A 23,539-nucleotide genomic window follows, 5' to 3' on the forward strand; every position below is an offset into this window, starting at 1 on the left:
GGCGGTCGTTACGGCCCCAAACCCCTTGCTCCGTAATGAGACTCAGAACACAAATTGGACGCATGGCCACAAGCCCATGAGTTGCGAAATACGCCTGGACCCCGCCGCCGGCGACAACACGAACGACGGAAGGGGCCCACCCTTGCGGGCGGGCCCCTTCCGGGCTAAAGCTCAGCTCACTTGATCAGATCAAGGCTGCCGGTGGTGAAGGCACCCACGAACTCCTGGATGACCATGCCGAACTGCTCGAAGATGTCGTTGATCGAACCCATGGTGAAGCTCCTCTAAAGTCGTCTTGCACGGACCAAGTGGGGCCGCCCGCCGGAAGCCGGCTGAGCCCGACCGCCCACTCACACGGTTCATCGCGCCCCCCGACGGCACCGTTACACCCCGAATCCACTTGATACCGAATGAGACTCACGCCACAACATGGACACATGATCACAAGTGCGAGAAATCTGAAACACACCCAGGCCACCACACTGGCCACGGACAACGGAAGGGGCCCACCCTCACGGGCGGGCCCCTTCCGGGCTACAGCTCAGATCACTTGATCAGCTCGAGCAGGCCCTCGGAGATCGCGCCGACGAACTGCTGGAAGACGTCGCCGAACTGCTCGAAGATCGCGTCGATCGAACCCATGATGGAACTCCTTTAAGTCGTGTTGTAGAACCCTGCAGGACCGCCCGCCGGAAACCGGTCAGGCACCTCGGCCCTCACACTTGGATCATCGCACCCACGACGGCGGTCGTTACGGCCCCAAACCCCTTGCTCCGTAATGAGACTCAGAACACAAATTGGACGCATGGCCACAAGCCCATGAGTTGCGAAATACGCCTGGACCCCGCCGCCGGCGACAACACGAACGACGGAAGGGGCCCACCCTTGCGGGCGGGCCCCTTCCGGGCTAAAGCTCAGCTCACTTGATCAGATCAAGGCTGCCGGTGGTGAAGGCACCCACGAACTCCTGGATGACCATGCCGAACTGCTCGAAGATGTCGTTGATCGAACCCATGGTGAAGCTCCTCTAAAGTCGTCTTGCACGGACCAAGTGGGGCCGCCCGCCGGAAGCCGGCTGAGCCCGACCGCCCACTCACACGGTTCATCGCGCCCCCCGACGGCACCGTTACACCCCGAATCCACTTGATACCGAATGAGACTCACAACACAGCATGGACACATGATCACAAGTGCGAGAAATCTGAAACACGGCACCACCCCCACCTGCAACAGACGGCGGAAGGGGCCCACCCTCACGGGCGGGCCCCTTCCGGGCTACAGCTCAGATCAGCCGATGATCTCGAGGCTGCCGGCGGTCACGGCGCCGACGAGCTCCTGGATGACGGTGCCGAACTGCTCGAAGATGTCGTTGACGGAACCCATGATGATTCTCCTTCGTCGATGTCACGCGTTTCCATGGATGACCTTGCGGAGTAAGCCATTCGGCCGACCCGGCGCAAGGCCGCTGCTGCGTGAACGACACCGACATTAGACCGCTCCCGCCGGAGGTGCAATTCCAATCGGGTGAGCTGGCCCGTTTTCAGATTCACCCGTTCGACTCGGACAAGCGACCGGAAACCCCCAGGCCAGCGCCCGATCTGCGAAAAGTAACGATTTGGTCACGGGGCGTCGATCTGTTTTCAATCCGGAAGAGTGTCACTCCTCACAGGCATTGAGTGGTCACCCTCACAACCCTTCTATGGCGCCCCTCACCGCCGTGCCGTGTCGGCCCACGAGGGCTCCATGGGCGTAGCTTTTTCGCGCGCCCGCACACGCCGGCGCGCGAGGGACCGTGCCGGCCCGGTTCACGCGGCTGAGACAATGGCCCCATGGACACTCCCGCGAGCACCCCCACGCACGCGCCCGAGCCCGCCGACCCCCATCTCTGGCTGGAGGACGTCGACGGCGAGAAGCAACTGGCGTGGGTCCGCGAACGCAACGCGGAGACCACGGCCCGCTTCACGGAATCGCAAGGGTTCGTCAAAACCCGTGACCGCCTGCGCGAGATCCTCGATACCGACTCCCGCATCGCGTACCCGCGTCGCCGCGGCGAGTACCTCTACAACTTCTGGCGGGATGCGCAGCACGTCCGCGGCATCTGGCGCCGCACCACCCTCGAGTCCTACCGCTCCGACGATCCCGAGTGGGACGCCATCATCGACCTCGACGCACTCGCCGACACTGAGGGCGAGAACTGGGTGTGGGCCGGCACTTCCGTACTGCGGGTATGGGATCCGGCGGACCCTGACGCCCGTCCGGATCACCCCCGCGCCCTCGTCTCCCTCTCACGAGGCGGCGCCGACGCGGTGGTAGTGCGCGAGTTCGACATGGCCGCACGCGAGTTCATCGCCCCCGAACGGGGCGGGTTCACGCTGGCGGAGGCCAAGTCCGAGCTCTCCTGGATCGACGCCGACACGGTCTACGTCGGCACCGACTCCGGCGAGGAATCGCTCACCGACTCCGGCTACCCGCGCACCGCCCGGCTGTGGCGCCGCGGCACGGCCGTCGAGGACGCCGAGGTGGTCTTCGAAGGCACGAAGCAGGACGTCGCCGTCTCCGTGTTCTACGACGACACTCCCGGCTACGAGCGCCACCTGGCCGAGCGGGCGCTCGATTTCTACACCACCGAGCGCTACCTGCTCTCCCCCGGCGCCGCGCCGGAGCAGCTGGACGTGCCCGGCGACTCCGAGGTGTCGCTGCACCGCCGGTGGCTGTTCGTCTTCCTGCGCTCCGCCTGGACCGCCGGCGGCACCGAGTACGCCCCGGGCACCCTGCTGCGCGGCGAGCTGGACGCCTACCGCCGGGGCGACCGGACGATGACGGTGCTGTTCGAGCCGGAGGCGCATCGCAGCCTGGAGAACTTCACCGTCACCCGAAACCACCTGTTGCTCACGGTACTCGAGGACGTGCGCACCCGGCTCGCGGTGCTGGATCTCGAGCAGCCGGACCCGGCCGCGGCCCGCGCCATCGGCGGCGTCCCTACCGAATCCACGGTCAGCGTCATCGGCACCGACGCGGACTTCACCGACGAGGTCTTCGTGGTGTCCACCGGCTTCCTGCAGCCGGCGACGCTCTTCCATGGGCAGGTCGACACCGGCGTGGCGCCGCTCAAATCGGCACCCGCGTTCTTCGACGCCGACGGGCTCGACGTCCACCAGCACTTCGCCGTCTCCGACGACGGCACCCGCATCCCCTACTTCGTCGTCGCCCCGCGCGCGGAACCCGGTGCGGCACCCGCCCCCGCGCCGACCCTGCTATACGGCTACGGCGGCTTCGAGAACTCGCTGACGCCCGGCTACTCGGGGCTCACCGGCGCCGGGTGGCTCGAGCGCGGCGGGGTGTATGTGGTCGCGAACATCCGTGGCGGCGGCGAGTACGGGCCCCAGTGGCACACCCAGGCGGTGAAGGCGGGCCGGCACCTGGTGTACGAGGACTTCGCGGCCGTCGCCCGTGACCTGGTGGAGCGTGGCATCACCACGCCCGAACTACTGGGCGCCCAGGGCGGCAGCAACGGAGGGCTGCTGATGGGCGTCATGCTCACCGCGTACCCGGAGCTGTTCGGCGCGCTGGTGTGCCAGGTGCCGCTGCTGGACATGCGGCGCTATCACCGGCTGCTGGCGGGCGCGTCGTGGATGGCCGAGTACGGCGACCCCGACGACCCGGCCGAGTGGAAGTTCATCTCCGAGTACTCGCCGTACCAGAACACCGACCCGGCGGCCGACTACCCGCCGGTGCTGCTGACCACCTCCACCCGCGACGACCGCGTGCACCCAGGTCACGCCCGCAAGATGGCGGCGACGCTGACCGAACAGGGGCACCCGGTCTGGTATTACGAGAACATCGAGGGCGGCCACGGCGGCGCGGCGGACAACTCCCAGCACGCGTTCAAGGCCGCGCTGGCCTACGAGTTCCTATGGGCCACGCTGCGCGGGGATGCCGCCACCGACGGGGAGAGCGCCGGATAGCCGCGGGGCGCCGCCGGGCCGTCAGTCGAGGTCGTCCCAGGACGCGGCCTCGCGGCGCTCCTCCTCGCGCTCGCGGGCGAGCCTGTCGCGCTTCACCCGGCGGGCCACCCACAGCACGGCCCCGCCGCCGCACGCCGCCCCGACCACCGCGCCGAGCAGCGTGCTGTAGTCGGTACCGACGTCGCTGTTCCACATCAGCCGGTAGAACACGCCGATGACGCCCACGGCATAGACCGTCGTCACCACGATCACCCGCGGCGTCGTCCAGCTGGTCAGCAACCGCACGTCCACGCCGCGACGCTTGGCGTACCCCTGCACCGCGCCGCCCACGACCACCCAGCAGATGAGCAGCCCCAGGGCGATCCAGGCGCCCACCCGGCCAGCCGCCCACGGCAACACTGCCGCAGCCGCGAGCAGGCACAGCTGATAGGCCTGGAATCCGACCGCCGACGCCTCGTTCCACACGTCGCGCTGGTATTCGTCGTCGTAGAACTCGTCGTCGAGGTCGCCGACCTGCCGCAGCCCCGCGTCCAGCCGGCTCAGTAGCGATGTCATCTCCGGGCCTCCTCGTGCAGCGGAAACAGCTCCTCCACCGTCGCCCCGAGGGCGGCGGCGATGCGCAAGGCCAGGTAGACGCTCGGCGAGTAGTTGCCGCCCTCGATCGAAACGATCGACTGCCTGCTCACGCCGACCTGCGCGCCCAGCTGCGCCTGGGTCAGTGCCAGCCGCCTCCGGTGCTCGCGCACGCGATTGCTCCGCTCGGCCTCCGACACACGACAAGTCAAGGATACTTGTCATCGATTGTCAAGGATGCTTGTCTTTGACTCCGCTCCGCCGCCGACCCGAGCACCGTTTGCGCAGCGCACCGCGGGATTCCGTGCTCGGATCGCCCAACCGGCACTCGGATCGCCCAACCGGCGCTCAGACCAACGGAAGCCGCCCGGGCTCACCCAGGGCCGACTCAAGTCGGCCCTGGGTGAGCCCGGGCGGCGTCAGGCCGTGCTACCGCTTGCCCGCTACTCCCCCCGGACGCTCACCGCCCGACAGCCTTTCCGACTCCTCGTCGTCGGGAGCGCCCGTCGACGCCTCATCGACTTCCGCCCTCGCAGACTCTGCCCCCACGAGGTCGTGGTCGTCGCCGCTGTCAATGCTGTCGGCGCTGTGAGTGCCGTCGGCATTGTCGGCGTCTTTCTCGCGACGACGCCGACGATCAATGCGCCACCCCAACACCAACCCCACAACAACCACCACAGCAAAGATCACCGCCGCATTCGACACCGAACCGGCGAAACCACTCACACTCTCTTGCAACTGCTGATCCGTATCGACCCCCACGATCCCACCAAGATTCGCCGTACCATCGGTCACCAGGAACAACACGCCGATCGCGATGAACAACAACCCCGACACCAACGACATCGTGTGCGTATGCAACGGACCGATCTTGATACCACGCCCCCGCAACCACCGCCGGTCACCAAGCTTGAACCGATCCCACAACAACGCCAACACGAACATCGGCACCGTCATCCCCAACGCGAACACCGCCCCGATCACACCCCCGTAAACCGGATTCGACCCGATCAACGCCAGCGACAACACCGCCCCGATCAACGGCCCCGCACAAAACCCGGCCAACGCATACACGGTCCCCAGCAGATACACCGACACATTCCCGGAAATCTTGATCGACGCACTCGCCCGCTGCGCCGGCCCGAACGAGAACCCCTTCCCCACGATGATCACCACACCGAACACGATCAACACGATCCCGCCCACCAGCGTCGCCGTCCCCCGATACCGCGTCACCAACGAACTGAACGCACCCACCCCGGCACCCAACGGCACCATCACCGTCGCCAACCCCAGATAAAACAACGCCGAACGCGCCGCAAGCTTGCCCACCCCATCGAAGGCATAAGCGAAAAACGACGGCAACAACAACGCCGAACACGGACTGAGCAGCAACAACATGCCCCCCAGCAACGCGCCCAGCAGCCCGATCTCCGAACTCATGCGCCCCCCTCCCCGCCGAGCAGAGCATCGATCACCTGATTGAACACCGACGCCGGCTGCGCCCCCAGCATCGGATTGCCGTTGATCGAGAACGCCGGCGTCGCCGGAATCCCCAACTGCTGGGCCTGCGCCACATCCGCCCCGATCGCCGCATCGAACTCAGTGCTCTGCATCTGCGCGGTGAACCGATCCATATCCGGCACCCCCGCATCCTCGGCGAACCCGCGCAACTTATCGACATCCATCCCCGGATGCCCACCCTCGGGCGCCGCCGCATACAACGCCCGGTTGAACTCCCAGAACCGGCCCTGCGCCGCCGCGGCACGCCCCGCCCGGGCAGCGAGCATCGACTCATCCCCATAGATCGGCATATCACGCCACTCGATCCGCAACTGCCCCGACTCGACGTACTCGGCGACCAGACCCGGCTCCACATCACGGCTGAACTTCGCGCAGAACGGGCACCGGTAATCGGCGAACTCGACCAGCACCACCGGAGCATCGACCGCGCCGAGCGCCAACGGATCCCCCTCCTCGCGGGTCGCCAGCTCACCGAGCGGCCCCAACTCGCCCGGCGTGACCCCCTGCCCGCCCGACGCGGCCGCAGACGACTGCCCGCCCCCGCCATCATCATTACCGGTGAAAACAATGACCCCGAGCGTCACGGCCACGACGGCCAGCACCGCCATCGCCGCGATCTCCAGGCGCCGCCGGGTGCTACCGACGCCACGCGGCGTGCCGCCGGATTCCGGACTGGTACTCATCTGTGCTCCGTGTCCTCGAAAGTTGCGCATGGGCCGGCCCACCCGCGGAACACGCCACCACGCGCCCCACGGGCAGACCCACCCCAACTACTATGCCAGATAGTAGTAGATGGCTACCATGCCGGATAGGACACACACGTCACGCTCGACACCGGCGATCAGCACCGACACCGGCACCGGCACCGACGTAACCCCCACAGGAAGGAGCCCGGAATGCGCGTCGCACCAGGCCAGCCCGCGGCCACAGACACCCGCCCGCGCACACGGTTCCACTGGGCACGCGCCGCCGTGGCCGCAGTGGCCACCGCGGTGATCGTCGGCGTGCCCACCGACATCATCGCCAACCCCTGGTTCTCCCGCGAGATCCCCGTGCGATGGTGGGAATACCCCGTCCTCGCCGCCACCTGCCTGCTCACCGCGGCATGGTTCGCCATCCGCATGACCCGCCCCCAGGACACCACCGGCAAATCCGGCGCCTACGGCGGCGCCGCCCTCGCCCTGTTCGCCGTCGGCTGCCCCGTATGCAACAAACTCGTACTCCTCGCCGTCGGCACCTCCGGCGCACTCGGACTCTGGGCACCCATCCAGCCCTACCTCGCCGTGGTATCCCTCGCACTACTCGGCGCCGCCGTCGCCTACCGATGGCGACGACGCGACTGCGGCACCACCTGCCAAACCCCATGACCCGCTCCGCGCTGCGGGCCCGCCCGAGCGTGGAAGCCCCCGCCGGGGACGGCCCTCCGCCCCACCGCGTCGCCTGGACGGCGCGCGGCCGGGTGCGAGCCAGAAGGAGCACACAGACTGGTGACGATCACAACGCGCACAGCCGCGCCATCGCCGGCCCCGCCTTCCCACCCGCGCGCGGCCGCGATCGCCAGATCAGTCGCGGCCCTCGGCGCAGGCGGCCTCTTCTATCTGAGCTTCCCGCCCCGGTCATTGTGGATTCTCGCGCCGATCGGATTCGCGGTGCTGACGCTTGTGCTGCGGGGCAGGCGAGTTCGGGCCGGGTTCGGCTACGGGTTCCTCGCGGGGGTGGGCCTGTTCGTTCCGCTGCTGCCGTGGGTCGGTGCCTACGTCGGCCCCGTCCCCTGGCTGGCGCTCGCAGCAGCACAGGCCCTGGCGGTGGGACTGTTCGGCGCGCTGGCAGTGCTGGTGGCGCGGTTGCCGCTTGCGCCATTGTGGGTGGCGTGCGCATGGGTCGCCACCGAAGCCATACGTGCACGGGTCCCCTTCGGCGGGTTCCCGTGGGGCCGCTTGGCCTTCGGCCAGGCGGACGGCCCGCTGCTGGCCCTGGCACGCATCGGCGGAGCACCCGGGCTGTCTTTCGCCGTCGCGCTTTCGGGTGCGGCCGTGGCGGGCCTTCTCACGAGCCTCGCCCGGCGACGATTCCGTCGCGGCCTCCTTTTCGGCGCGTGCGCGCTGACGCCCGTCGCGGCGGCGGTGGCGCTGCCCGACACCGGATCCACGCCACGGCAGAACGCGACGGTCGCTGTCGTCCAGGGCAACGTGCCGCGACTGGGATTGGACTTCAACGCCCAGCGCCGCGCGGTGCTCGACAATCATGTGGCCCAAACGGAGAAGCTCGCCGCGGATGTCGCCGCGGGTGCGTCGCCGCAACCCGAGATGGTCATCTGGCCGGAGAATGCGTCGGACATCGATCCGCTGCGCAATCGTGATGCCGCCGCGGCCATCGATCGTGCCGCGCGGAGCATCGGCGTCCCGATACTCGTCGGCGCGGTGCTGGTGAACGACGATGGGACCACGCGAAACACCTCCATCGTCTGGGACCCCCGCACCGGGCCCGGGCAGTCGCACGACAAGCGGCAACTCGTCCCCTTCGGCGAATACCTGCCGATGAGGTCGGCGGTCACGGCCCTCGTCCCCTCGGCCGACGAGGCAGGCCATTTCGTCGCCGGCGACGGTGACGGAACCGTGACGCTCAACGGCTTCCCCCTCTCGGTCGCAACATGCTACGAAGTAGCCTTCGACGACCTGGTGGCCGAATCCATCCGCGCCGGAACCAGCCTGATCACGGTGCCCACCAACAACGCGACCTTCGGCGACACGGACATGACCTACCAGCAACTCGCGATGTCGCGGGTGCGCGCGGTCGAGCATGATCGCAGCGTGGCCGTCGCGGCGACCAGCGGCGTAAGCGCCATCATCACCCCGGACGGCACCATCCAGAGCCAGACCGAGATTTTCACGGCAGACGCACTCGTCGAGCGGGTCCCGCTGCGGGAGAACATCACACCCGCCACACGCGCGGGCGCCGCGCCCGAACTGGCGGCGTCGATCACCGGGGTGGCCGCGGCGTTCGGCGCTGCCAGGCTGCGGCGGCGGCGCGCAGAGCGGCCGGACCAGGCTATCTACTAAGAAGGATAGTAATTGAGGTCGAGTTCGTATATCATTTCGTTACTTTGACAGGGTGCCTGGCACCGCGCATCGTCGAGTAAGGATTTCACCGTGGACCGACGTCAGAAGCCGATCCCCCCGATGCCCAGCCGCGAACGCTCCTCCGCGTGCTCGGGCTCCACGCACCCCCCATCCGAAGCAATCCGCCGTCGGCCGAACGCGGAATCGGGCCGACGGAGAAGAACCTTCGCCGCCGTCGCCGCCGGTGCCGCCCTCGTCGCCGGGTTTCAGGCGGCCGCTCCCGCAATGGCCCAGGCCGACACGGGATCCGCCCAGCAGCTCGGCGCCGTCGTGGACGGCGTCAACCTGCTCGGTGATGTGATCTCGTCGACTGCCGGATCGGCCGGATCGCTGCTCAATCAGGGAGGCGCCAGCGCGGCCATACCGGCCTACGGCGCCGTGACATCGGGATTCGGCCCCCGATGGGGAACCGCCCACGAGGGACTCGACATCGCCGGCAACGTGGGGGCCCCGGTATTCGCCGCAGCCGACGGCACCGTGGCCGACGCCGGCCCCGCCTCCGGCTTCGGTCTCTGGGTGCGATTGCTCCACGACGACGGCAGCTCGACCGTCTACGGCCACGTCAACGAGACCCTTGTCGAGCAAGGCGAGCACGTCGAAGCCGGCCAACAGATCGCCACCGTGGGCAATCGCGGCGACTCCACGGGGCCGCACCTGCATTTCGAGGTGCGAAACGCGGCCGGAACAGCGGTGAACCCGGCCAGCTGGCTCGCCACACGGGGCGCCTACCTCTTGCCGAACAGACTGGGCTCGCTGTTCTGAAGTCCGCCCGACAACCCATCGCCGCGCAGTGTCGGCACCATGCGGACGCGGGTCACGTCGCTCGGTAGAGCGGATACTTCCGCCGCCGCGCGGCGTGGCCGTCGGCCTCGTTCATGCCCGGACTGGGCGTGCCGAGCACGACGACCTGCCGCACTGGGGCCTGACGGGGCCTAGAAGAAGTCGGGCGCCAGCTTGGTGATGATGGTGTAGAACAGCTCCACCAGGGGCACGCTCCAGTCGCCCGAGCCCTCGGTGGACAGGGTCGTGGAAAAGCTCTTCGAATCGCCCACTGCGGTCTCCTCTCACGGCGCCGACTGTGCGGCGGGATCAACACTAGCGCCCCATGACACAACAGGAGCCCCACACGTTACATCCGTGCGGGACTCCTGTGCGTTACTGGCGCGGATCAGCTGCCGGTGGCGAGCTTCTGGAGCATCTGGCCGACCGTCTCGAGCATGCCGCCGAGCTCGGCGATCTGCGAGGAGCCGAGCTCACCGGTGCTGCCGCCGGAACCGCCGCTGAGCGAAGAGAGCGAGCCGTCCGCGGGAGTGCGCTTGAAAGACATGGTGTCTCCTACTGAGTTGATCGTGCAGGGGGCGGAATGCCCTCCAACGCCCCCTCCGGGCGCCGCCGTCCATCTAACCCGAATGTTGCGCCCATCACAAGACCATTTCGACACCGATTCCATCGCCGCTGGTCAGGCGTCCACAACCACACCTACCAGGGTAAACACCCACGCCCCACCCGCACCATCAGGAAGTTCAATGCAATGAGAAGCGCCGGTGCCGGCGACCTTGTGAGGTCGCCGGCACCGGCGCTTGCAGCGAATCAGCCTGCCTCAGCAAACCTGCCGAGGGTCGCCGCTACACGTGTCAGTTCCGCGGAGGAACCTGCAGGGCAGCAGCCATTCCGGGCCACGAATCGTGCAGGTCGTCCTGCCAGTAACCCCACGAGTGCGTGCCGGCGGGCTTGAAGTTGTAGGTGATGTTGGTCATGCCCATGGCATTGGTGCGGTTGGCCAGGTCGTGCGTGCACATGTTGACCGCAGCCTCGAGCACGCCGCCGACGACCACCTGGTTGGCCAGCGCGAACTGGTTGCCCTCGAGCTCCGGGTTGGCCAGCGTGTCATGCGGGCCGGGCAGGCCGCTGCCGGTGGCCACGTAGACGTAGTCGATGCCCTTGAGCTTCTCCGCGTTCACCGCGGCATCGTTGGCGACCCAGTCCGGTCCGCCCTTGGGGCCCCACATGTCCTCGACGTCGATGCCGCCGCGGATGCCGGTGACGACCTCCACGTACTGCTGGCCGGGGAAGGTGGAGGTGGCCGCGCAGCCGCTGTAGCCGCCGACTGCGCTGTACAGGTTGCCGCCCGGGGTGCCGCCGTTGGCCTCGGAGCCGTTGTCATCGGCCCACTCGGCCAGCGAGAGCACCGAGCTGCCGGACATCGACAGGCCGGAGATGCCGTTCTTGCCGTTGGTGTCGAACACCTGGTTCATGATCGACGGCAGTTCCTCGGTGAAGAAGGTCGTCCACTTGTTGTAGCCGTGGAGCTCCTCGACGGGCTGCTGCCAGTCCGTGTAGTAGGAGAACATGCCCTCGAGCGGGGTGACCACGTAGACGTTCTCGTCCTTGAGGAAGGACTGGATGTCGGTGCGGGCGCTCCAGTTGGCCGCGTCCTCACCGCCGCCCGCGCCGTTGAGCAGGTACAGCACCGGCGAGGCCACGTCCGCGTCCGCCGGCAGCATCACGTGCATCGGGATGGTGCGCTGCATCGACGCCGAGTAGACGTCGAGGATGATGTTCCGATCCGACTGCCAGTCCTGGAAGGACGAGTTGTTGATGATCAGCGGGTCGCTGACGCGGTTCTTCGTGTCCGTCTTGGGGGCGGTCACGCCGTCCGGCGCCAGGTTCATCGCGCGGGCACGCACCAGGTGGGAGGCCTGGATGTCCTCGTTCCACTTGTTGGGCGTGTTGTACTCCGGGACCGTCTTGTCCTCGGAGACGAACGCGTTGTTCTGGATCTTGTTGATCAGAGCGGACAGCCGCGGGTACGACTCCGGGTCGTTCTGCATGTCGGTGGAACTGTTCTCCCAGTTCACCTCCGCCTGGGCGACGGCCGGCACAAGCGCCATCGACGACAGTGCCAACACAGAGGCCGCGACCACGGCCCGGGTCCCCCGCCGGACCACGCCGGCCTTACCTTGTGGGCTCATCCGCTCCATCAACTCCTCACTGAGACCCGAAGCGTCCACGGGTCGATGCATCACGATTTTGCCCGACTCCGCCCGATCCCCCGACCGGGAGGCGGTCCGCCGCAGCATGCGCGGCGATTCACCGCACTTCACCAGGACCATCGTCAAGCAACGCCGTAAGGTTACCCGGTGGTTGCTCCGGAGGGTATCCCCTTTCCTGCAACGGCCGGAATTACGGCCGCGCCGGATGTCATCCGAACGGTCGCATCGTACGTTCTGCGCCCGGCGCGAAGGGTCGTCGCCGCCCGCACCACCGCCGGTCATGCGCCTGAAGCGGAACCGGCCGTGCCGACCCTGATAACGCCGTCCGCCCCCGCAGCGATACACCGGACACGAACAAGTCGGGGTATCGGATGCCCCTGAGCAAGGAGGAAAACGATGGGATCACTTCAGGGAGCGTTCAACTACGTCGCGGGATCCGTGGGCGACCTGGGCAACATGTTCGTCGGCAGCGTCAACGACGCCTTCAACTTCGTCAGCGGGAGCCTCGCCGACCTGTTCAGCTGAGCTGACCTGATCGACAGCACCGCTCGACGACGGCGGGCCGGCATCACGATGGCCGGCCCGCCGTCGTCGTTCACCGCCGTCCGCCACCGTGCCGCCCGGTGAGGGATCCGGCTATCCCTGAACGGTGACGACGATGCTCTGCCAGCCGGTGGCACCGCCGGGGATCGGCGGCGTGCGCTCGGGGGTCTGCACCACGCCGTCCTTGTCGGTGGCCCGGACCTGCAGCGTCGCGCTCCCCGCATCCGCGGCGGTGACGTCCCAGTCCCAGAACCACTGCCTCCACGTGTCGACCGAATACTCCCGGGCCAGCGTGGCCCGGTTCCACGGGCCACTCTGGCCCACCCGCACCTCCACGGCGGCGATGCCGCGGTGCTGCGCCCACGCGGTGCCCGCCACCCGAACCCGGCCCGGCGTGACCGTCGCGAACGCGCTCGGGACGTCGATGCGCGAGGCCGTCTTGATCGGCGCCTCGGCACCCCAGCCGCGCCGCGTCCAGTAGGCCTGCGCCCGGTCGAACCGCGTGAACTCCCAGTCCACCACCCACTTGGTTGCGGAGACGAACCCGTACAACCCCGGCACCACCTGGCGCACCGGATACCCGTGCTCCAGCGGCAACGGCTCCCCGTTCATGGCGACGGCGAGCATCGCGTCGCGCCCGTCGGTCAGCGCGGACACCGGCGTGCCCACGGTGAACCCGTCGACGCTGGTGGACAGCAGCATGTCCGCGTCCGGATCCACGTCCAGCTCCGCGATCAGATCGCCGATGGGATAGCCGATCCACGTGGCGTTGCCGGCCAGGCTCCCGCCCACCTCGTTGGACACGCACGTCAGGGTGATGATCCGCTCGATGGGAGTGCGCCGGGTGAGCGCGTCCCAGTCGAGCGTGCGCTCGCGACCCACCATGCCGTGGATGCGCAGTTGCCACTCCTCGGTGCTCAGCGCGGGCACCTGCAGCGCCGTGTCGATCCGGTAGAAGCGTGGATTGGGGGTGACGAACGACGTCGAACCCGGGACGTCGAGGTCCGTGCCGGGCGCGATCGGCGCGGCACGGTCGGTGACGAACGGGATGCGGAAGCGGGCGCGCTCGGCGATCACGTCGCGCAGGTGGGCGCCCAGCGCGCGCCCCCCGGCCCACGCGGCGGCGGCGACAGCGGCGGCGCCGCCCGAAACGGCGAAGAACCTGCGGCGCGAGAACCCCTGCCGCTCCCCCGCCCCCTGCGGCCGAGCCTGTTCCCCGTCCGACGCACCCGCCCGGGCCCGATCCGCCCGGGCGGCCGGAAGCGTCCGCTGCATCAGCCGCAGCGCGACGATCCCCGCTGCCACCCCGATGACGGTCGGCGCCGCCCACGCCGCGGTGGCCGTGGGCCGCTCCAGCGCCGCGTACACACCCACGGCGCCAGCGGCGAGCAGCATCGCCGAGCCCACCGGCCGACGCTGCCGCTCCGCCAGCCCGGAGACGGCCGCGAGCACCGCGATCACGATGGCGATGCCCGCGAACAGCGCGGGCTTGTCGTTGGTGGAGAAGGTGTCGATGGCGAACTCGCGCGCCCACTCCGGCGCCCGGTCCACGGTCGTCGCCCCCACGGCGAAGAACGGCGACGAGTTCGGCGCGACGGCCACGCTCACCAGTTCGCCCACGCCGAGCACGATCCCCGCCGACACGATCCCTGTGGCGGCGCGGGCGGCGAGCAGCCCGGCCCGGGGCAGGCGCGTCGGCACCGGGTCCGGGGGCGGCGTCGAATCCGGAGTCGTCGTCATGGCCAGGGATTCGGAGCGGCCGCCGCGACGGATGGGGCCGTGCGATCAATGCTGCGCCGACCGCGACGCCGAGCGGCGCGTCGCCGAATCTCTCTCCGCCACCACCCATCCGCCACAGCCGCGGCGGCGAATGCCTCTCGACAGTCGCTCCACCGCTCCGGCACGGGCGCCGGACGCAGACCGAAGGGAACAGCAATGCGCACTTCCACTCGAACAAGGCTCGGCGGCATCGTGGCCCTCACCGCGGCCGCGACCATCGGGCTCACCGCCTGCTCGTCCGACGGCGGCGACTCCGCGGCATCCGGATCCGGCACGTCCAGCACGGCGATGGCATCGGAGAACGAGGCCTCCGGCGGCATGACCTCCGGCAGTATGGCCGAGCCGGCCGCCAACCTGGTGGGCCCGGGCTGCGCGATGTATGCCGAGCAGAACCCGTCCGGGCCGGGCTCGGTCGCGGGCATGGCGAAGGACCCGGTGGCCACGGCCGCCTCAAACAATCCGATGCTCACCACGCTCACCAAGGCAGTGTCCGGCCAGGTCAACCCGGACGTCAACCTGGTGGACACGCTCAACAGCGGGCAGTTCACGGTGTTCGCCCCCACCGACGAGGCCTTCGGGAAGATCGACCCCGAGACCATGTCGATGCTGCAGACCGACGCCGACGCGCTGTCGAAGATCCTGACCTACCACGTGGTGCCCGGCCAGCTGAGCCCCGACGAGATCGCCGGCCAGCACAAGACCGTCGAAGGCGCCGACGTGACGGTCACCGGCAGCGGCGACGACCTCAAGGTCGACGACGCGTCGGTGGTGTGCGGCGGAGTCCAGACCGCCAACGCCACCGTCTACCTCGTCGACAGCGTGCTCATGCCCCCGCAGAGCTGATAGACGGTTACCACAGCCAGAGCGCCATCGATCCCGGCCCGCTCGTCTTCGCAGACGGCGGGCCGGGATTTTCGCTGGGGCGGCTGGGACGGAGCGGCCGTGGTGGGGCGAACCGATGCGGATGACCCGGCCCCCGCGCGCCGCTTACCGCGCCGCGCGCCGGATGTCCTCCGGCGCGCGCGTTCACCCGGCGTGTCGTGACAATCGGCGCGCGGCACCGCTGGCGGGAAGCTCCCGGCACCGCCGGCTGGAAACCTGCCCGGCACCGCTGGCGGGAAGCGCGCGGGGCGGCCGGCTGGAAACCTGCCCGGCACCGCTGGCGGGAAGCGCGCGGGGCGGCCGGCTGGAAACCTGCCCGGCACCGCTGACGGGAAGCGCCCGGCACCGCCGGCTGGAAACCTGCGGGGCGGCAGGCTCGAAACCCGCCAGGCGGCGGGCTCGATGCCTGCGGGCCGGCACGCCGGCTACCCGAGGACTTCCGTCAGGTCAGGCCCACGGTGGCGAGGACGTTCGTCGGCTGCGGGGAACCGCCGGGCGGCTCGAGGCTGATCCCGAACTGCGTGGAGGTGTCGATGTCTTCGACGACCGCCTGCGTGGACGGCGTGACCTCGGCCGATTCCATCACGCCCACCGAGGTCGGCGAGTGATCCGGTCCCAGCAGCCACAGCTGGTAGACCGTGTCCGGGTCGGGAGCTGCGACACCGTCCATGAGCAGCACCGCGGCGTTCGCTTCCCGCGAGTACACCACCGTGGCGGTGCCGCCCGCGACGTCGACCGCGCTGGTGCGCACGTCCGACGCCGCGAAAACCTGGGCCGCGGGCGGCGGCGCCTCGGGGCCGCCGGCGATCCGGTCACCGATCACGACGCCGCCGAACACCAGGATCGCCGCCGCGGCGGCCGATCCCAGGCCACGGGTCCAGCGCCTGCGCCGCCGGAGCCGCGCCTCGTCCAGGGACACGGGTTCAGGCGGAACGGGCCCGGCCGATGCGGGGCTTGACGAAGCGGGGCCGGACGATGCAGGACCCGGAGCGTCCGGATCGGACGATGCGGGCCCAGCAGCATCCGAATCGGACTCCGGGCGCCGCGCCGCATCCGGGTCCGCGTCGATCCGCGCCATGATGCCGGCGAGCAGGTCGGCGGGCGGCTGTTGTTCGGTGGATTTCGCGTAGTCGGCCAGCGCCTCGCGGTGCTCGCGGACGCGCCGGCGGAACTCGTCGCGCACCGTCGGGTCCGCGTCCGCCACCACCGCGTCGATGGCACCGCGCTCCGCGTCGTCGACCGCGTCGAGGGCGTAGACGGCGGCCAGGTCCAGCAGCTCGTCGTCGCCGTGCGGGCCGGTGATCGGCATCTGATCAGTCATGGGCCCGCCCCCCGTGATCTCGGCTCTGCCCGCCGAGGCAGTCGCGCAGCCGCGCCAGTCCGTCGCGCATCCGGGACTTGATGGTGGGCAGTGCCACCTGCAGCCGCTCGGCGACCTGCCGGTAGGTCAGCCCGCCGTAGTAGGCGAGGTCCACGCTGGAACGCTGAACGGCGGTGAGAGTCTCCAGACAGTCCGAAACCGCCCGCTGCTCGTCGTTGCGGACGACGGCCTCGGCGACGTCGTCGTAGCCGGCCGCCGTGTCGGCTGCGCCGTAGACGTTGTCACGGTCCGAGCTCGCCTGCTCGCTGCGCACCCTGTCGATGGCCCGCCGATGCGCCAGCGTGATCAGCCAGGACATGGCGGACCCCCGGGCCGGGTCGAACGAGGACGCCGTGCGCCATACCTGCAGGTAGACCTCCTGGACGGTCTCCTCGGCGTAGCCCGGATCGCGCAGCACCCGCAGCGCCATGCCGTAGACCCGCGCACTGGTGACGCGGTAGAAGTCGGCGAAGGCTTCCCGATCACCGCCGGAGAGCCGGCCCAGCAGCGCGGCCGGGTCGGAGGTATCGCCTGCGCGCTGCCATGCGCTCACGCCGTCGGACTCCACACAGGCCGGAATGCTACCGGAGCGGGTCACTCGGCCGTCCGAAGATCGCCGCGGCGTCTCTCGCGCTGTCAGTATTCGCGTCGTCATCGCGCACCCGCCCCGTCACCGGACCGGTCCGCCACGCGTCTGCGCAGCCCCCGCCCGGCATCCCTCGAACGCCGTGTCCACCTGCGCATTCGCGAACCTGATCATGCAGAGGATTCGTCGCCGGCCCCCGGATCGGATGGGTGATCCGGCGCACCACGCCGTATCCGGTCACGCCGGCGGACGTCCAGCCGTCAGGCCGCCACCGCGCCGCGCACGTAGCGCCAGAGAGCGTTCCGGTCGGCCACGGAATAGCGTGTACGCCACAGGTAGTGCTCGGCACGCGGCGCCCGGTCGTGCCAGAAGCGCGCGTCGGGAAGTTCCCGGTCGGTCGCCACGAGCCACGTGATGGTGTCGGCGCCCTCGTCGGGGCTGCGGAGCAGCCCGCCCGCCAGCCGGTGGAATCCCGGCAGTGATGCCGCCACGCCGGGGGTCTCGACCCAGCCGGGGTGCATCGCCGCCACCGTGACGTCCGCGCCCGAAAGTTGTTCGGCGAGGTTCGGCAGCAGCGCGACCTGCATGCGTTTGGTCCGCGCGTAGGCGGTGGCGCCGCGGTAGCTCCCGCCGAGGTACTCGGGGTCCTCGGCGTGCAGCGGCTGGGTGTACATGCCGCCGGACGAGACGAACACGACCCGCGGCCGGTGCGCCCGTGCCAGCAGGGGCAGCAGCTCCTCCGTCAGCAGGACGGGGCCCAGGACGTGCGTGGCCAGCGTGATCTCGTGCCCCTGCGCCGATTCGGCCCGCGATTCCGGCAGCACCCCGGCGTTGTGCACCAGGGCGTCCAGCTTCGGAAGCGACGACCGTAGCCTCGCCGCGGCGGACCGCACGTCGTCGAGGTCCGACACATCGCAGCGCTCGACGCGGATGCGGGCCCGCGGATGGCCACGGAGGATCTCGTCGCGCGCGGCCGCGCCTCGACCTGTGTTCCGCACGAGCATGACCACCTCGGCGCCCAGCCCGGCGAGCTGTGCCGCGGCGGCCTTGCCGATGCCCGAGTTCGCGCCGGTCACGACGACGGTGGCGCCCGAGAGCGCGCGGCCTGCAGCGTCGCCTTCTGCGAACGCGTCGCCGCCCCGCAGCCGCGACCGCACCGCGTACCCCACGCGCGAATAGCCGGGGACGACCATGCGGTCGAGCGCCGAATCGACGATCGAGCGCACCGCGTCTCCGGCGCCGCTCACGCTTCGACCACGTCCCTCATCCGCTCCAGGGTGCGGCGCATGTCGTTGCGGATGCGCCGTCCCCGCAGCGCGCCCAAGAGGATCCAGTAGGGACGTGCCCACAGCGCGGAGGTGAAATCGAACGTCTCCGTCACGTCCACCCCGGCGCCGTCCGCCCGCGACGCCAGGCGGTACCCCCAGCGGGTGATGGGGTTGTCGGCGGATCCGACGCCGAAGGTGAACTCGCGCTGCGGTTCGCACACCAGCACCGTGCAGGGGGTCCAGTAGGTGGGGCCGACTTCGTTGCGGCGCACGTGGCCGCGGAACCGGGCGCCCACGGCGGGCCCGGTCGCGCCGCCGCGCCATTCCGCCTCGAACGTCTCCGGTGAGAACTCGCCGATGCGCGTCACGTCGCTGACGAGCTCCCAGACCGCCTCGAGTGGAGCCTGCATGGTGACCGTCTTCTCTTCGTGCATGTCGCGAAACTACCCGCTTTCCCCGTCCGGGCCGCCGCATCGGGCGGCCGCCGTGTGCTCGCCCGGCCGGTCGAGCACGATCTGCTGCACATCCAGGTATCCGGAGCGGAACCCGGCCTCCGAATAGCACAGGTAGAAGTGCCACATCCGCCGGAACGTCCGGTCGAAGCCCAGCGCGGCGATCCGCCGGCTGTGCGTCTGGCTGCGCCGGTCCCACAGGCGCAGCGTGTGCGCGTAATGCGGGCCGAACGACATCGACTCCCGCACACGCAGGCCCGTATTCCGGCGGGCCACCGACTCGATGGCCTGGGCGGACGGCAGGAACCCGCCGGGGAAGATGTACTTCTGGATCCAGGTGTAGGTGTCCCGGGTGCGCAGCATCCTGTCGTGCGGCATGGTGATGGCCTGCAGCGCGAAGCGGCCGCCGGGGGCCAGCAGCCCGTCCACCGCGCGGAAGTAGCCGGTCCAGTACTCGTGCCCGACGGCTTCGATCATCTCCACCGAGACGATCGCGTCGTACCGCCCGTCGACCGCGCGGTAGTCGCAGAGGTCGATCCGGACCCGGTCGGCGTAGCCGGCGGCCCGCACCCGGCTGGACGCCTCGGCCTGCTGCTCCTCCGAGAGCGTCACCGAGCGGACCGACGCGCCCCGCGCCGCCGCCCTGATGCACAGTTCCCCCCAGCCGGTGCCGATCTCCAGCAGCCGGGTGCCCGGCCCCACGCCGGCCGCGTCGAGCAGCCGGTCGATCTTCACCCGTTGCGCCGCCGCGAGGTCGATCCATCCCGGCGGCGGATCCGGCACCGGCGGCGCCGTCACCGTCGCCGGTGCCGCCGTCGCCGATGCCGGTGCCGCCGTCGCGGGTGCCGCCGTCGCGTGCGTCCCCGCCTCCCCAGAAGCGCTCCCGGGCTCCCCCGGCGCGCCGAACAGACCGCTCGAGTACGTCATCGTCCCGTCGAGGAACAGGGCGAAGAAGTCGTTGGACAGGTCGTAGTGCTGCGCGACGTTGCGGCGCGCGTTCTCCGCCGTGTTGCGCTCGCGCTGCGGCCGGGCGCGCACGTAGAGCCGGCGCAGGCCCTGCAGCCGCGGGGGAACGAGGTCGGTCATCCGCGTGGCCAGCCGGGTGAGCACCGCGTCGAGGTCCGGCGACGCCCAGTCCCCTGCCATGTACGCCTCGCCGAAACCGATCAGCCCGTCGGCGCCCACCCGCCGCGCGAACGCCGTGGGATCGTGCAGGATCATCCGCGGGGCGGGCGGAAGCTCGGGCGACGGCTCGGCGGCGTCGCCGATCACCGTGCCGTCGGGCAGCTCGATGCGGATGGGGGTGCCCTGCGCGGCGAGCCGCCTGGCGATTCGGCGGAACAGCAGCGATACCACCGGTGCCGCCACGCGCGCCCGCAGGGAGCGCGGCGCCTGCGGCACGGTCACGGTGCCGCCGTCCGCCGTTTCGGCCGTCACGCCGCATCGGCAGCCCTGCTCCGAAGCAGCGGACAGCGCATGGCGGGCCGGTTCCGCTGCCGCCGCATGCCGCCGGGCGTCCGACACCGCGTGCCGTGGATGCGCCGGGCGCGGCCGGAGGGGCAGGCCCCGTGCCCAGAGCCGGATCCCTTCCGCACGGATGCTCGCGGACACCGCGAGCGGCGCCCAGGGCGCCCGCAGCTGGGCACGCAGGATGTTCGCGGGGGTGGCGGGCAGGCGGTCGCCGGTCACGAGCGCGACGAACGGGTCGCGCCCCTCCCGGTGGAGCGTCACGTTGAGGGCGAGGCGCTCCTCCGGCTCGGGCAGTGCCATGCCGTAGCGGCCGCCGGTGTCGTTGAACGGGGAGACGTAGAACGCCTTGTCCGCCGATGCCCGGCCCCGCCTATCGGTCTCGACGAGGTAGCTGTGGCGCTGGCCGTAGGTGTTGTGCACCTCGGCGATCACGCACACCACCCGCCCGTCCGGATCGTGGCACCAGTAGACGGTGAGCGGGTTGAACTCGTAGCCGAGCACGCGGGCGTTCATCATCGCGGTGACCCTGCCCCCGCGCAGGTCCACACCGCGGCGGGCAAGGAAGGCGTCTACGCGGGCGCGCAGCCCGGCGCCGGGAGCGCCGTCCAGGTGATCCTCGCCGCGGAATCGGGCCAGCGGCGCCAGCATCCCCGGCAGGCGCGGCAGGTCGTCGAGGTCGACGAACCAGCAGTAGCTGGTGTGCTCCATCCGGCGGCGGACCGGCTCGGTGCGCACGTGGGTGATGCGCGTGAGATACAACGCGGGCGCCGCCACAGCCTGCGCGTTCACGGATTCGCTCATGCCGGGGATTCGGTACGGCCGCCGTCGCGGATGGGTGACGGGGGTCCGCGCCGCCGCTTCCGGATCATCGGTCGTACCGCGGCCGGAGCCGGATGCGATCCGGCCGGAACCCGTGTTCCACGCCCCACAGCACCGCCTGCGAGCGGCTGGTGACCCCGATCCGCCGATAACACGAGCGGATGTAGGTCTTGACGGAGTTGATCGACAGACTGGACCTGCCGGCGATCTCCTCGTTGCTGAACCCCTGCGTGATCAGTGCCAGCACCTCGGCCTCGCGCTGGGTGAGGCCTTCCTCCCGGCCTGGCCAGTCGCCGCCCACCGGCCGGGCGCCCGGCTCGCCCGGATGGACCTGCTGACGGCCTTGGTGGACATCCACCAGCCCGGCGACGAGCTTACTCGCCGGCAGGCTCTTGGAGATGTAGCCGGCGGCCCCGTTGGCCAGGGCCGCGGTGACCAGCCTGTCGTCCACGTTCCACGAGTAGACGACCAGCTTGTCCACCAACGGGTGCGAGGCGAGCTCGCGCGCGTCGCCGCGGTCCGCCTGCGTCGCGGCGAACGAGTCGTACAGCGCGATGTCCACCCGGTCGCCCACAGTGGTGTTCGCGTCGAGCTCGACGACCCGTGCCACGTCGTCGTACGACCGCAGCATCGTCGCCAAACCGCGGACGACGATCTCGTAGTCGTTCACGAGGGCAAGGCGTATCGGGGTCATTCGCGCACCACCTCCTCTGCGCGCGCGGCGATCGACTGCAGTGCGAGGGCACGTGTCCGGCCCGACGGTGCGGCGCCGCACCGTCCGGCCGGACACGGGTCAGTCGTCGCCGACGATCCTCGCGGCGGCCTCATCCGCCTTGTCCTTGAGCTTCTCGACGCCCTTCTTCACTTGCGAGGACGCCTGGTCGGACCGCCCCTCCTCCTGCAGCTCCTCGTCATCGGCGGCGGCGCCCGCGGCCTCCTTGGCCCTGCCCTTGAGCTCCTCGGCCTTGTTGCTGAACTTGTCGCTCGCGCTCATCCCGTTCCTCCTCGGTCTCGTCGACGACTCCGCGCTGGCGGCCTCCGCAATGGCGGCCCCGCGCGCAGCGCCCTCTGTATGCCCACTCGGCGCGAAAGTATGCGTGCCGGAGCGGACCTTGCGGAAGCGATCTTCACCCCTAGGGGTGAAGCGGCATCGCCGGAATCCGGGGAGACTGGCTCTACCGGGCGGAAGATGCCGGGACTCATGCCCATTCGGACGGAGCGACGCGGTGGTGCCAAACCTGCAGACAAGCCCCTTGATCGATGCGTGCACGACGGAGCCCGGGGACGCGCAGCACACCCTGAATATCGCCTGCCGCCGGTGCACCAACGCGCCCGCGCCACGTCACATCGTTTCCGCCGCAGGCGACATCGATGCGCGTAGCCATGACGACTTCGTCGCCGCACTGGACGCGATCCGATCCGCACGCCCGAGCGGAATCGTGCTGGACCTGACCGGAGTCGACTTCATCGGATCCGAGGGGCTGGCCGCGCTGGCGGAGTTCGCGGCCACGGCCGAAAGTGCGGGCGCCCGGTGGGCGCTGTGCGCGCACACGCCCGTCGCGCGCCTTCTCCACGTACTGGACCTCGACGGGGCCATCGTCGTCCACGGCACCATCGAGGAAGCCGCCGCGGCGATCGGCGCGCCTGCCGCGACGACTGCACCGCCGGCGGACCCATTCCGCGCCTGCGCCGACCACGGGTTCTCGTAAGCCCTCTCGCGTGCAGAGCATGGACAGGATCGCGGAGTCGGGAGTAGCGTTCCCTGCCTGACCCGAGAGGAACCGACCATGGTCAAGCGAGCGCATGAAGTCCGTGCAGTACGTGCCGTCATAGCCAGGACGGCCGCGATCGGCGCCGCGGTCGGCGCCGTCGCGCTCTTCGGCGCGGTCGGCCAGGCGTCCGCCGAGGTCGCTCCCGGCACCTACACGTCCACCACGTTGTCGTCCGGACTCATACTCCTGCAACGCGATGCGCACGTGGAGGGCAACGAACTGGTGCTCATCGGGCGCTACCCGATCCATCCGACGCCCACCGGCGGCTACGTGGACGTCTTCCCCGGCCACCGCATCGTGATGAACAGCGACGGGCACGGCGGTTACTCGGGGCCGGCGTATCTGGGAAGCCTCGTCATCGGCTCCATCACCCTGACGCCGCACGGCTGACCGGCGCCGACGGGAGCCGGTGGACACCGTGCGCCGCAGGATCG

General features: G+C 69.9%; 22 protein-coding genes and 1 pseudogene. 8 read left to right on the plus strand and 15 right to left on the minus strand.

Annotation, left to right across the window (positions count from 1 at the left end):
* Positions 1-1,829: 1,829 nt before the first annotated feature.
* Positions 1,830-3,965: a prolyl oligopeptidase family serine peptidase gene (locus FO059_RS14520; protein ID WP_143909710.1), complete on the plus strand. Its 2,136-nt coding sequence runs from the start codon at positions 1,830-1,832 to the stop codon at positions 3,963-3,965.
* Between the two features lie 21 nt (positions 3,966-3,986).
* Here the strand turns inward: FO059_RS14520 and FO059_RS14525 are convergent, their stop codons facing one another.
* The 4 genes from FO059_RS14525 to FO059_RS14540 all read right to left on the minus strand — a co-directional run bounded on the left by FO059_RS14525 (position 3,987) and on the right by FO059_RS14540 (position 6,670).
* Positions 3,987-4,520 (minus strand): DUF2029 domain-containing protein, encoded by a 534-nt coding sequence (locus tag FO059_RS14525; protein ID WP_143909711.1) that lies wholly within the window; start codon positions 4,518-4,520, stop codon positions 3,987-3,989.
* On the minus strand, positions 4,517-4,711 hold the full coding sequence (locus FO059_RS14530; RefSeq protein ID WP_233267114.1) for a helix-turn-helix transcriptional regulator: 195 nt from the start codon (positions 4,709-4,711) through the stop codon (positions 4,517-4,519). The genes FO059_RS14525 and FO059_RS14530 overlap by 4 nt, the downstream gene beginning before the upstream one ends.
* Before the next feature lie 256 nt (positions 4,712-4,967).
* Entirely contained in the window at positions 4,968-5,981 is a 1,014-nt protein-coding gene (locus tag FO059_RS14535; RefSeq protein ID WP_143909713.1) for a cytochrome c biogenesis CcdA family protein, read from the minus strand.
* Positions 5,978-6,670: a DsbA family protein gene (locus FO059_RS14540; RefSeq protein ID WP_143906637.1), complete on the minus strand. Its 693-nt coding sequence runs from the start codon at positions 6,668-6,670 to the stop codon at positions 5,978-5,980. The genes FO059_RS14535 and FO059_RS14540 overlap by 4 nt, the downstream gene beginning before the upstream one ends.
* A 288-nt stretch (positions 6,671-6,958) precedes the next feature.
* Here FO059_RS14540 and FO059_RS14545 point away from each other — a divergent pair, with 288 nt between their 5' ends.
* The 3 genes from FO059_RS14545 to FO059_RS18815 all read left to right on the plus strand — a co-directional run bounded on the left by FO059_RS14545 (position 6,959) and on the right by FO059_RS18815 (position 9,943).
* Entirely contained in the window at positions 6,959-7,429 is a 471-nt protein-coding gene (locus FO059_RS14545) for a hypothetical protein (protein WP_233267130.1), read from the plus strand.
* A 120-nt stretch (positions 7,430-7,549) separates the two neighbouring features.
* Positions 7,550-9,121, plus strand: coding sequence for an apolipoprotein N-acyltransferase (lnt, locus tag FO059_RS14550; protein WP_372497866.1), 1,572 nt, complete (start codon positions 7,550-7,552; stop codon positions 9,119-9,121).
* 285 nt (positions 9,122-9,406) lie between these two features.
* Positions 9,407-9,943: a M23 family metallopeptidase gene (locus FO059_RS18815; RefSeq protein WP_143909714.1), complete on the plus strand. Its 537-nt coding sequence runs from the start codon at positions 9,407-9,409 to the stop codon at positions 9,941-9,943.
* Positions 9,944-10,349: 406 nt separating this feature from the next.
* Here the strand turns inward: FO059_RS18815 and FO059_RS18445 are convergent, their stop codons facing one another.
* Together FO059_RS18445 and FO059_RS14560 are read right to left on the minus strand one after the other, a co-directional pair.
* Positions 10,350-10,508, minus strand: coding sequence for a hypothetical protein (locus FO059_RS18445; RefSeq protein ID WP_158726336.1), 159 nt, complete (start codon positions 10,506-10,508; stop codon positions 10,350-10,352).
* Between the two features lie 307 nt (positions 10,509-10,815).
* Positions 10,816-12,153 (minus strand): alpha/beta hydrolase, encoded by a 1,338-nt coding sequence (locus FO059_RS14560; RefSeq protein ID WP_233266633.1) that lies wholly within the window; start codon positions 12,151-12,153, stop codon positions 10,816-10,818.
* 417 nt (positions 12,154-12,570) lie between these two features.
* On the opposite strand from FO059_RS14560, the gene FO059_RS18920 reads away from it, so the two are divergent.
* A complete protein-coding gene (locus FO059_RS18920) occupies positions 12,571-12,699 on the plus strand; it encodes a hypothetical protein (protein ID WP_268892808.1) in 129 nt (42 codons plus the stop codon).
* Positions 12,700-12,810: 111 nt separating this feature from the next.
* Here the strand turns inward: FO059_RS18920 and FO059_RS14565 are convergent, their stop codons facing one another.
* Positions 12,811-14,457 (minus strand): molybdopterin-dependent oxidoreductase, encoded by a 1,647-nt coding sequence (locus FO059_RS14565; protein ID WP_143909715.1) that lies wholly within the window; start codon positions 14,455-14,457, stop codon positions 12,811-12,813.
* A gap of 195 nt (positions 14,458-14,652) precedes the next feature.
* Between FO059_RS14565 and FO059_RS14570 the strand changes: the two genes are divergently transcribed.
* Positions 14,653-15,339 (plus strand): fasciclin domain-containing protein, encoded by a 687-nt coding sequence (locus FO059_RS14570; RefSeq protein ID WP_143909716.1) that lies wholly within the window; start codon positions 14,653-14,655, stop codon positions 15,337-15,339.
* Positions 15,340-15,820: 481 nt separating this feature from the next.
* Here FO059_RS14570 and FO059_RS14575 read toward each other — a convergent pair whose 3' ends face one another.
* The 8 genes and pseudogenes from FO059_RS14575 to FO059_RS14605 all read right to left on the minus strand — a co-directional run bounded on the left by FO059_RS14575 (position 15,821) and on the right by FO059_RS14605 (position 22,327).
* Positions 15,821-16,699, minus strand: a complete 879-nt coding sequence (locus FO059_RS14575; RefSeq protein WP_143909717.1) for an anti-sigma factor — start codon at positions 16,697-16,699, stop codon at positions 15,821-15,823.
* Complete coding sequence (locus tag FO059_RS14580) at positions 16,692-17,291, minus strand: sigma-70 family RNA polymerase sigma factor (protein WP_233266634.1); 600 nt, start codon at positions 17,289-17,291, stop codon at positions 16,692-16,694. The genes FO059_RS14575 and FO059_RS14580 overlap by 8 nt, the downstream gene beginning before the upstream one ends.
* A gap of 293 nt (positions 17,292-17,584) precedes the next feature.
* Entirely contained in the window at positions 17,585-18,517 is a 933-nt protein-coding gene (locus FO059_RS14585) for an SDR family NAD(P)-dependent oxidoreductase (RefSeq protein ID WP_143910793.1), read from the minus strand.
* Positions 18,518-18,567: 50 nt separating this feature from the next.
* Positions 18,568-19,026 (minus strand): SRPBCC family protein, encoded by a 459-nt coding sequence (locus FO059_RS14590; protein WP_143909719.1) that lies wholly within the window; start codon positions 19,024-19,026, stop codon positions 18,568-18,570.
* Positions 19,027-19,035: 9 nt separating this feature from the next.
* The gene (locus FO059_RS18450; RefSeq protein ID WP_372497864.1) at positions 19,036-20,331 is read right to left on the minus strand and encodes a class I SAM-dependent methyltransferase; all 1,296 of its coding nucleotides are present in this window, start codon (positions 20,329-20,331) and stop codon (positions 19,036-19,038) included.
* A 264-nt stretch (positions 20,332-20,595) separates the two neighbouring features.
* Positions 20,596-21,315, minus strand: a pseudogene (locus tag FO059_RS18455) (DUF1365 domain-containing protein); the annotation flags it as partial.
* Between the two features lie 64 nt (positions 21,316-21,379).
* Positions 21,380-22,027, minus strand: coding sequence for a helix-turn-helix transcriptional regulator (locus FO059_RS14600; protein WP_143909721.1), 648 nt, complete (start codon positions 22,025-22,027; stop codon positions 21,380-21,382).
* A gap of 99 nt (positions 22,028-22,126) precedes the next feature.
* Complete coding sequence (locus FO059_RS14605; protein ID WP_143909722.1) at positions 22,127-22,327, minus strand: CsbD family protein; 201 nt, start codon at positions 22,325-22,327, stop codon at positions 22,127-22,129.
* A gap of 235 nt (positions 22,328-22,562) precedes the next feature.
* Between FO059_RS14605 and FO059_RS14610 the strand changes: the two genes are divergently transcribed.
* Together FO059_RS14610 and FO059_RS14615 are read left to right on the plus strand one after the other, a co-directional pair.
* Positions 22,563-23,042 (plus strand): STAS domain-containing protein, encoded by a 480-nt coding sequence (locus FO059_RS14610; RefSeq protein WP_158726337.1) that lies wholly within the window; start codon positions 22,563-22,565, stop codon positions 23,040-23,042.
* A 78-nt stretch (positions 23,043-23,120) separates the two neighbouring features.
* Entirely contained in the window at positions 23,121-23,495 is a 375-nt protein-coding gene (locus FO059_RS14615) for a hypothetical protein (RefSeq protein WP_143909724.1), read from the plus strand.
* Positions 23,496-23,539: the final 44 nt, after the last annotated feature.

Origin of the sequence: Tomitella fengzijianii (genome assembly GCF_007559025.1) — a bacterium.
Lineage (GTDB): Bacteria > Actinomycetota > Actinomycetes > Mycobacteriales > Mycobacteriaceae > Tomitella > Tomitella fengzijianii.

Coding starts and splice junctions, on each gene's coding strand:
- FO059_RS14540 (WP_143906637.1), bottom strand. CDS start 6,670: ATGGCGGTGCTGGCCGTCGTGGCCGTGACGCTCGGGGTCATTGTTTTC.
- FO059_RS14525 (WP_143909711.1), bottom strand. CDS start 4,520: ATGACATCGCTACTGAGCCGGCTGGACGCGGGGCTGCGGCAGGTCGGC.
- FO059_RS14575 (WP_143909717.1), bottom strand. CDS start 16,699: ATGACTGATCAGATGCCGATCACCGGCCCGCACGGCGACGACGAGCTG.
- FO059_RS14560 (WP_233266633.1), bottom strand. CDS start 12,153: ATGAGCCCACAAGGTAAGGCCGGCGTGGTCCGGCGGGGGACCCGGGCC.
- FO059_RS14520 (WP_143909710.1), top strand. CDS start 1,830: ATGGACACTCCCGCGAGCACCCCCACGCACGCGCCCGAGCCCGCCGAC.
- FO059_RS14585 (WP_143910793.1), bottom strand. CDS start 18,517: ATGGTCGTCCCCGGCTATTCGCGCGTGGGGTACGCGGTGCGGTCGCGG.
- FO059_RS14615 (WP_143909724.1), top strand. CDS start 23,121: ATGGTCAAGCGAGCGCATGAAGTCCGTGCAGTACGTGCCGTCATAGCC.
- FO059_RS14565 (WP_143909715.1), bottom strand. CDS start 14,457: ATGACGACGACTCCGGATTCGACGCCGCCCCCGGACCCGGTGCCGACG.
- FO059_RS14605 (WP_143909722.1), bottom strand. CDS start 22,327: ATGAGCGCGAGCGACAAGTTCAGCAACAAGGCCGAGGAGCTCAAGGGC.
- FO059_RS14570 (WP_143909716.1), top strand. CDS start 14,653: ATGCGCACTTCCACTCGAACAAGGCTCGGCGGCATCGTGGCCCTCACC.
- FO059_RS14590 (WP_143909719.1), bottom strand. CDS start 19,026: ATGCACGAAGAGAAGACGGTCACCATGCAGGCTCCACTCGAGGCGGTC.
- FO059_RS18445 (WP_158726336.1), bottom strand. CDS start 10,508: ATGTCTTTCAAGCGCACTCCCGCGGACGGCTCGCTCTCTTCGCTCAGC.
- FO059_RS14545 (WP_233267130.1), top strand. CDS start 6,959: ATGCGCGTCGCACCAGGCCAGCCCGCGGCCACAGACACCCGCCCGCGC.
- FO059_RS14535 (WP_143909713.1), bottom strand. CDS start 5,981: ATGAGTTCGGAGATCGGGCTGCTGGGCGCGTTGCTGGGGGGCATGTTG.
- FO059_RS18815 (WP_143909714.1), top strand. CDS start 9,407: ATGGCCCAGGCCGACACGGGATCCGCCCAGCAGCTCGGCGCCGTCGTG.
- FO059_RS14600 (WP_143909721.1), bottom strand. CDS start 22,027: ATGACCCCGATACGCCTTGCCCTCGTGAACGACTACGAGATCGTCGTC.
- FO059_RS18920 (WP_268892808.1), top strand. CDS start 12,571: ATGGGATCACTTCAGGGAGCGTTCAACTACGTCGCGGGATCCGTGGGC.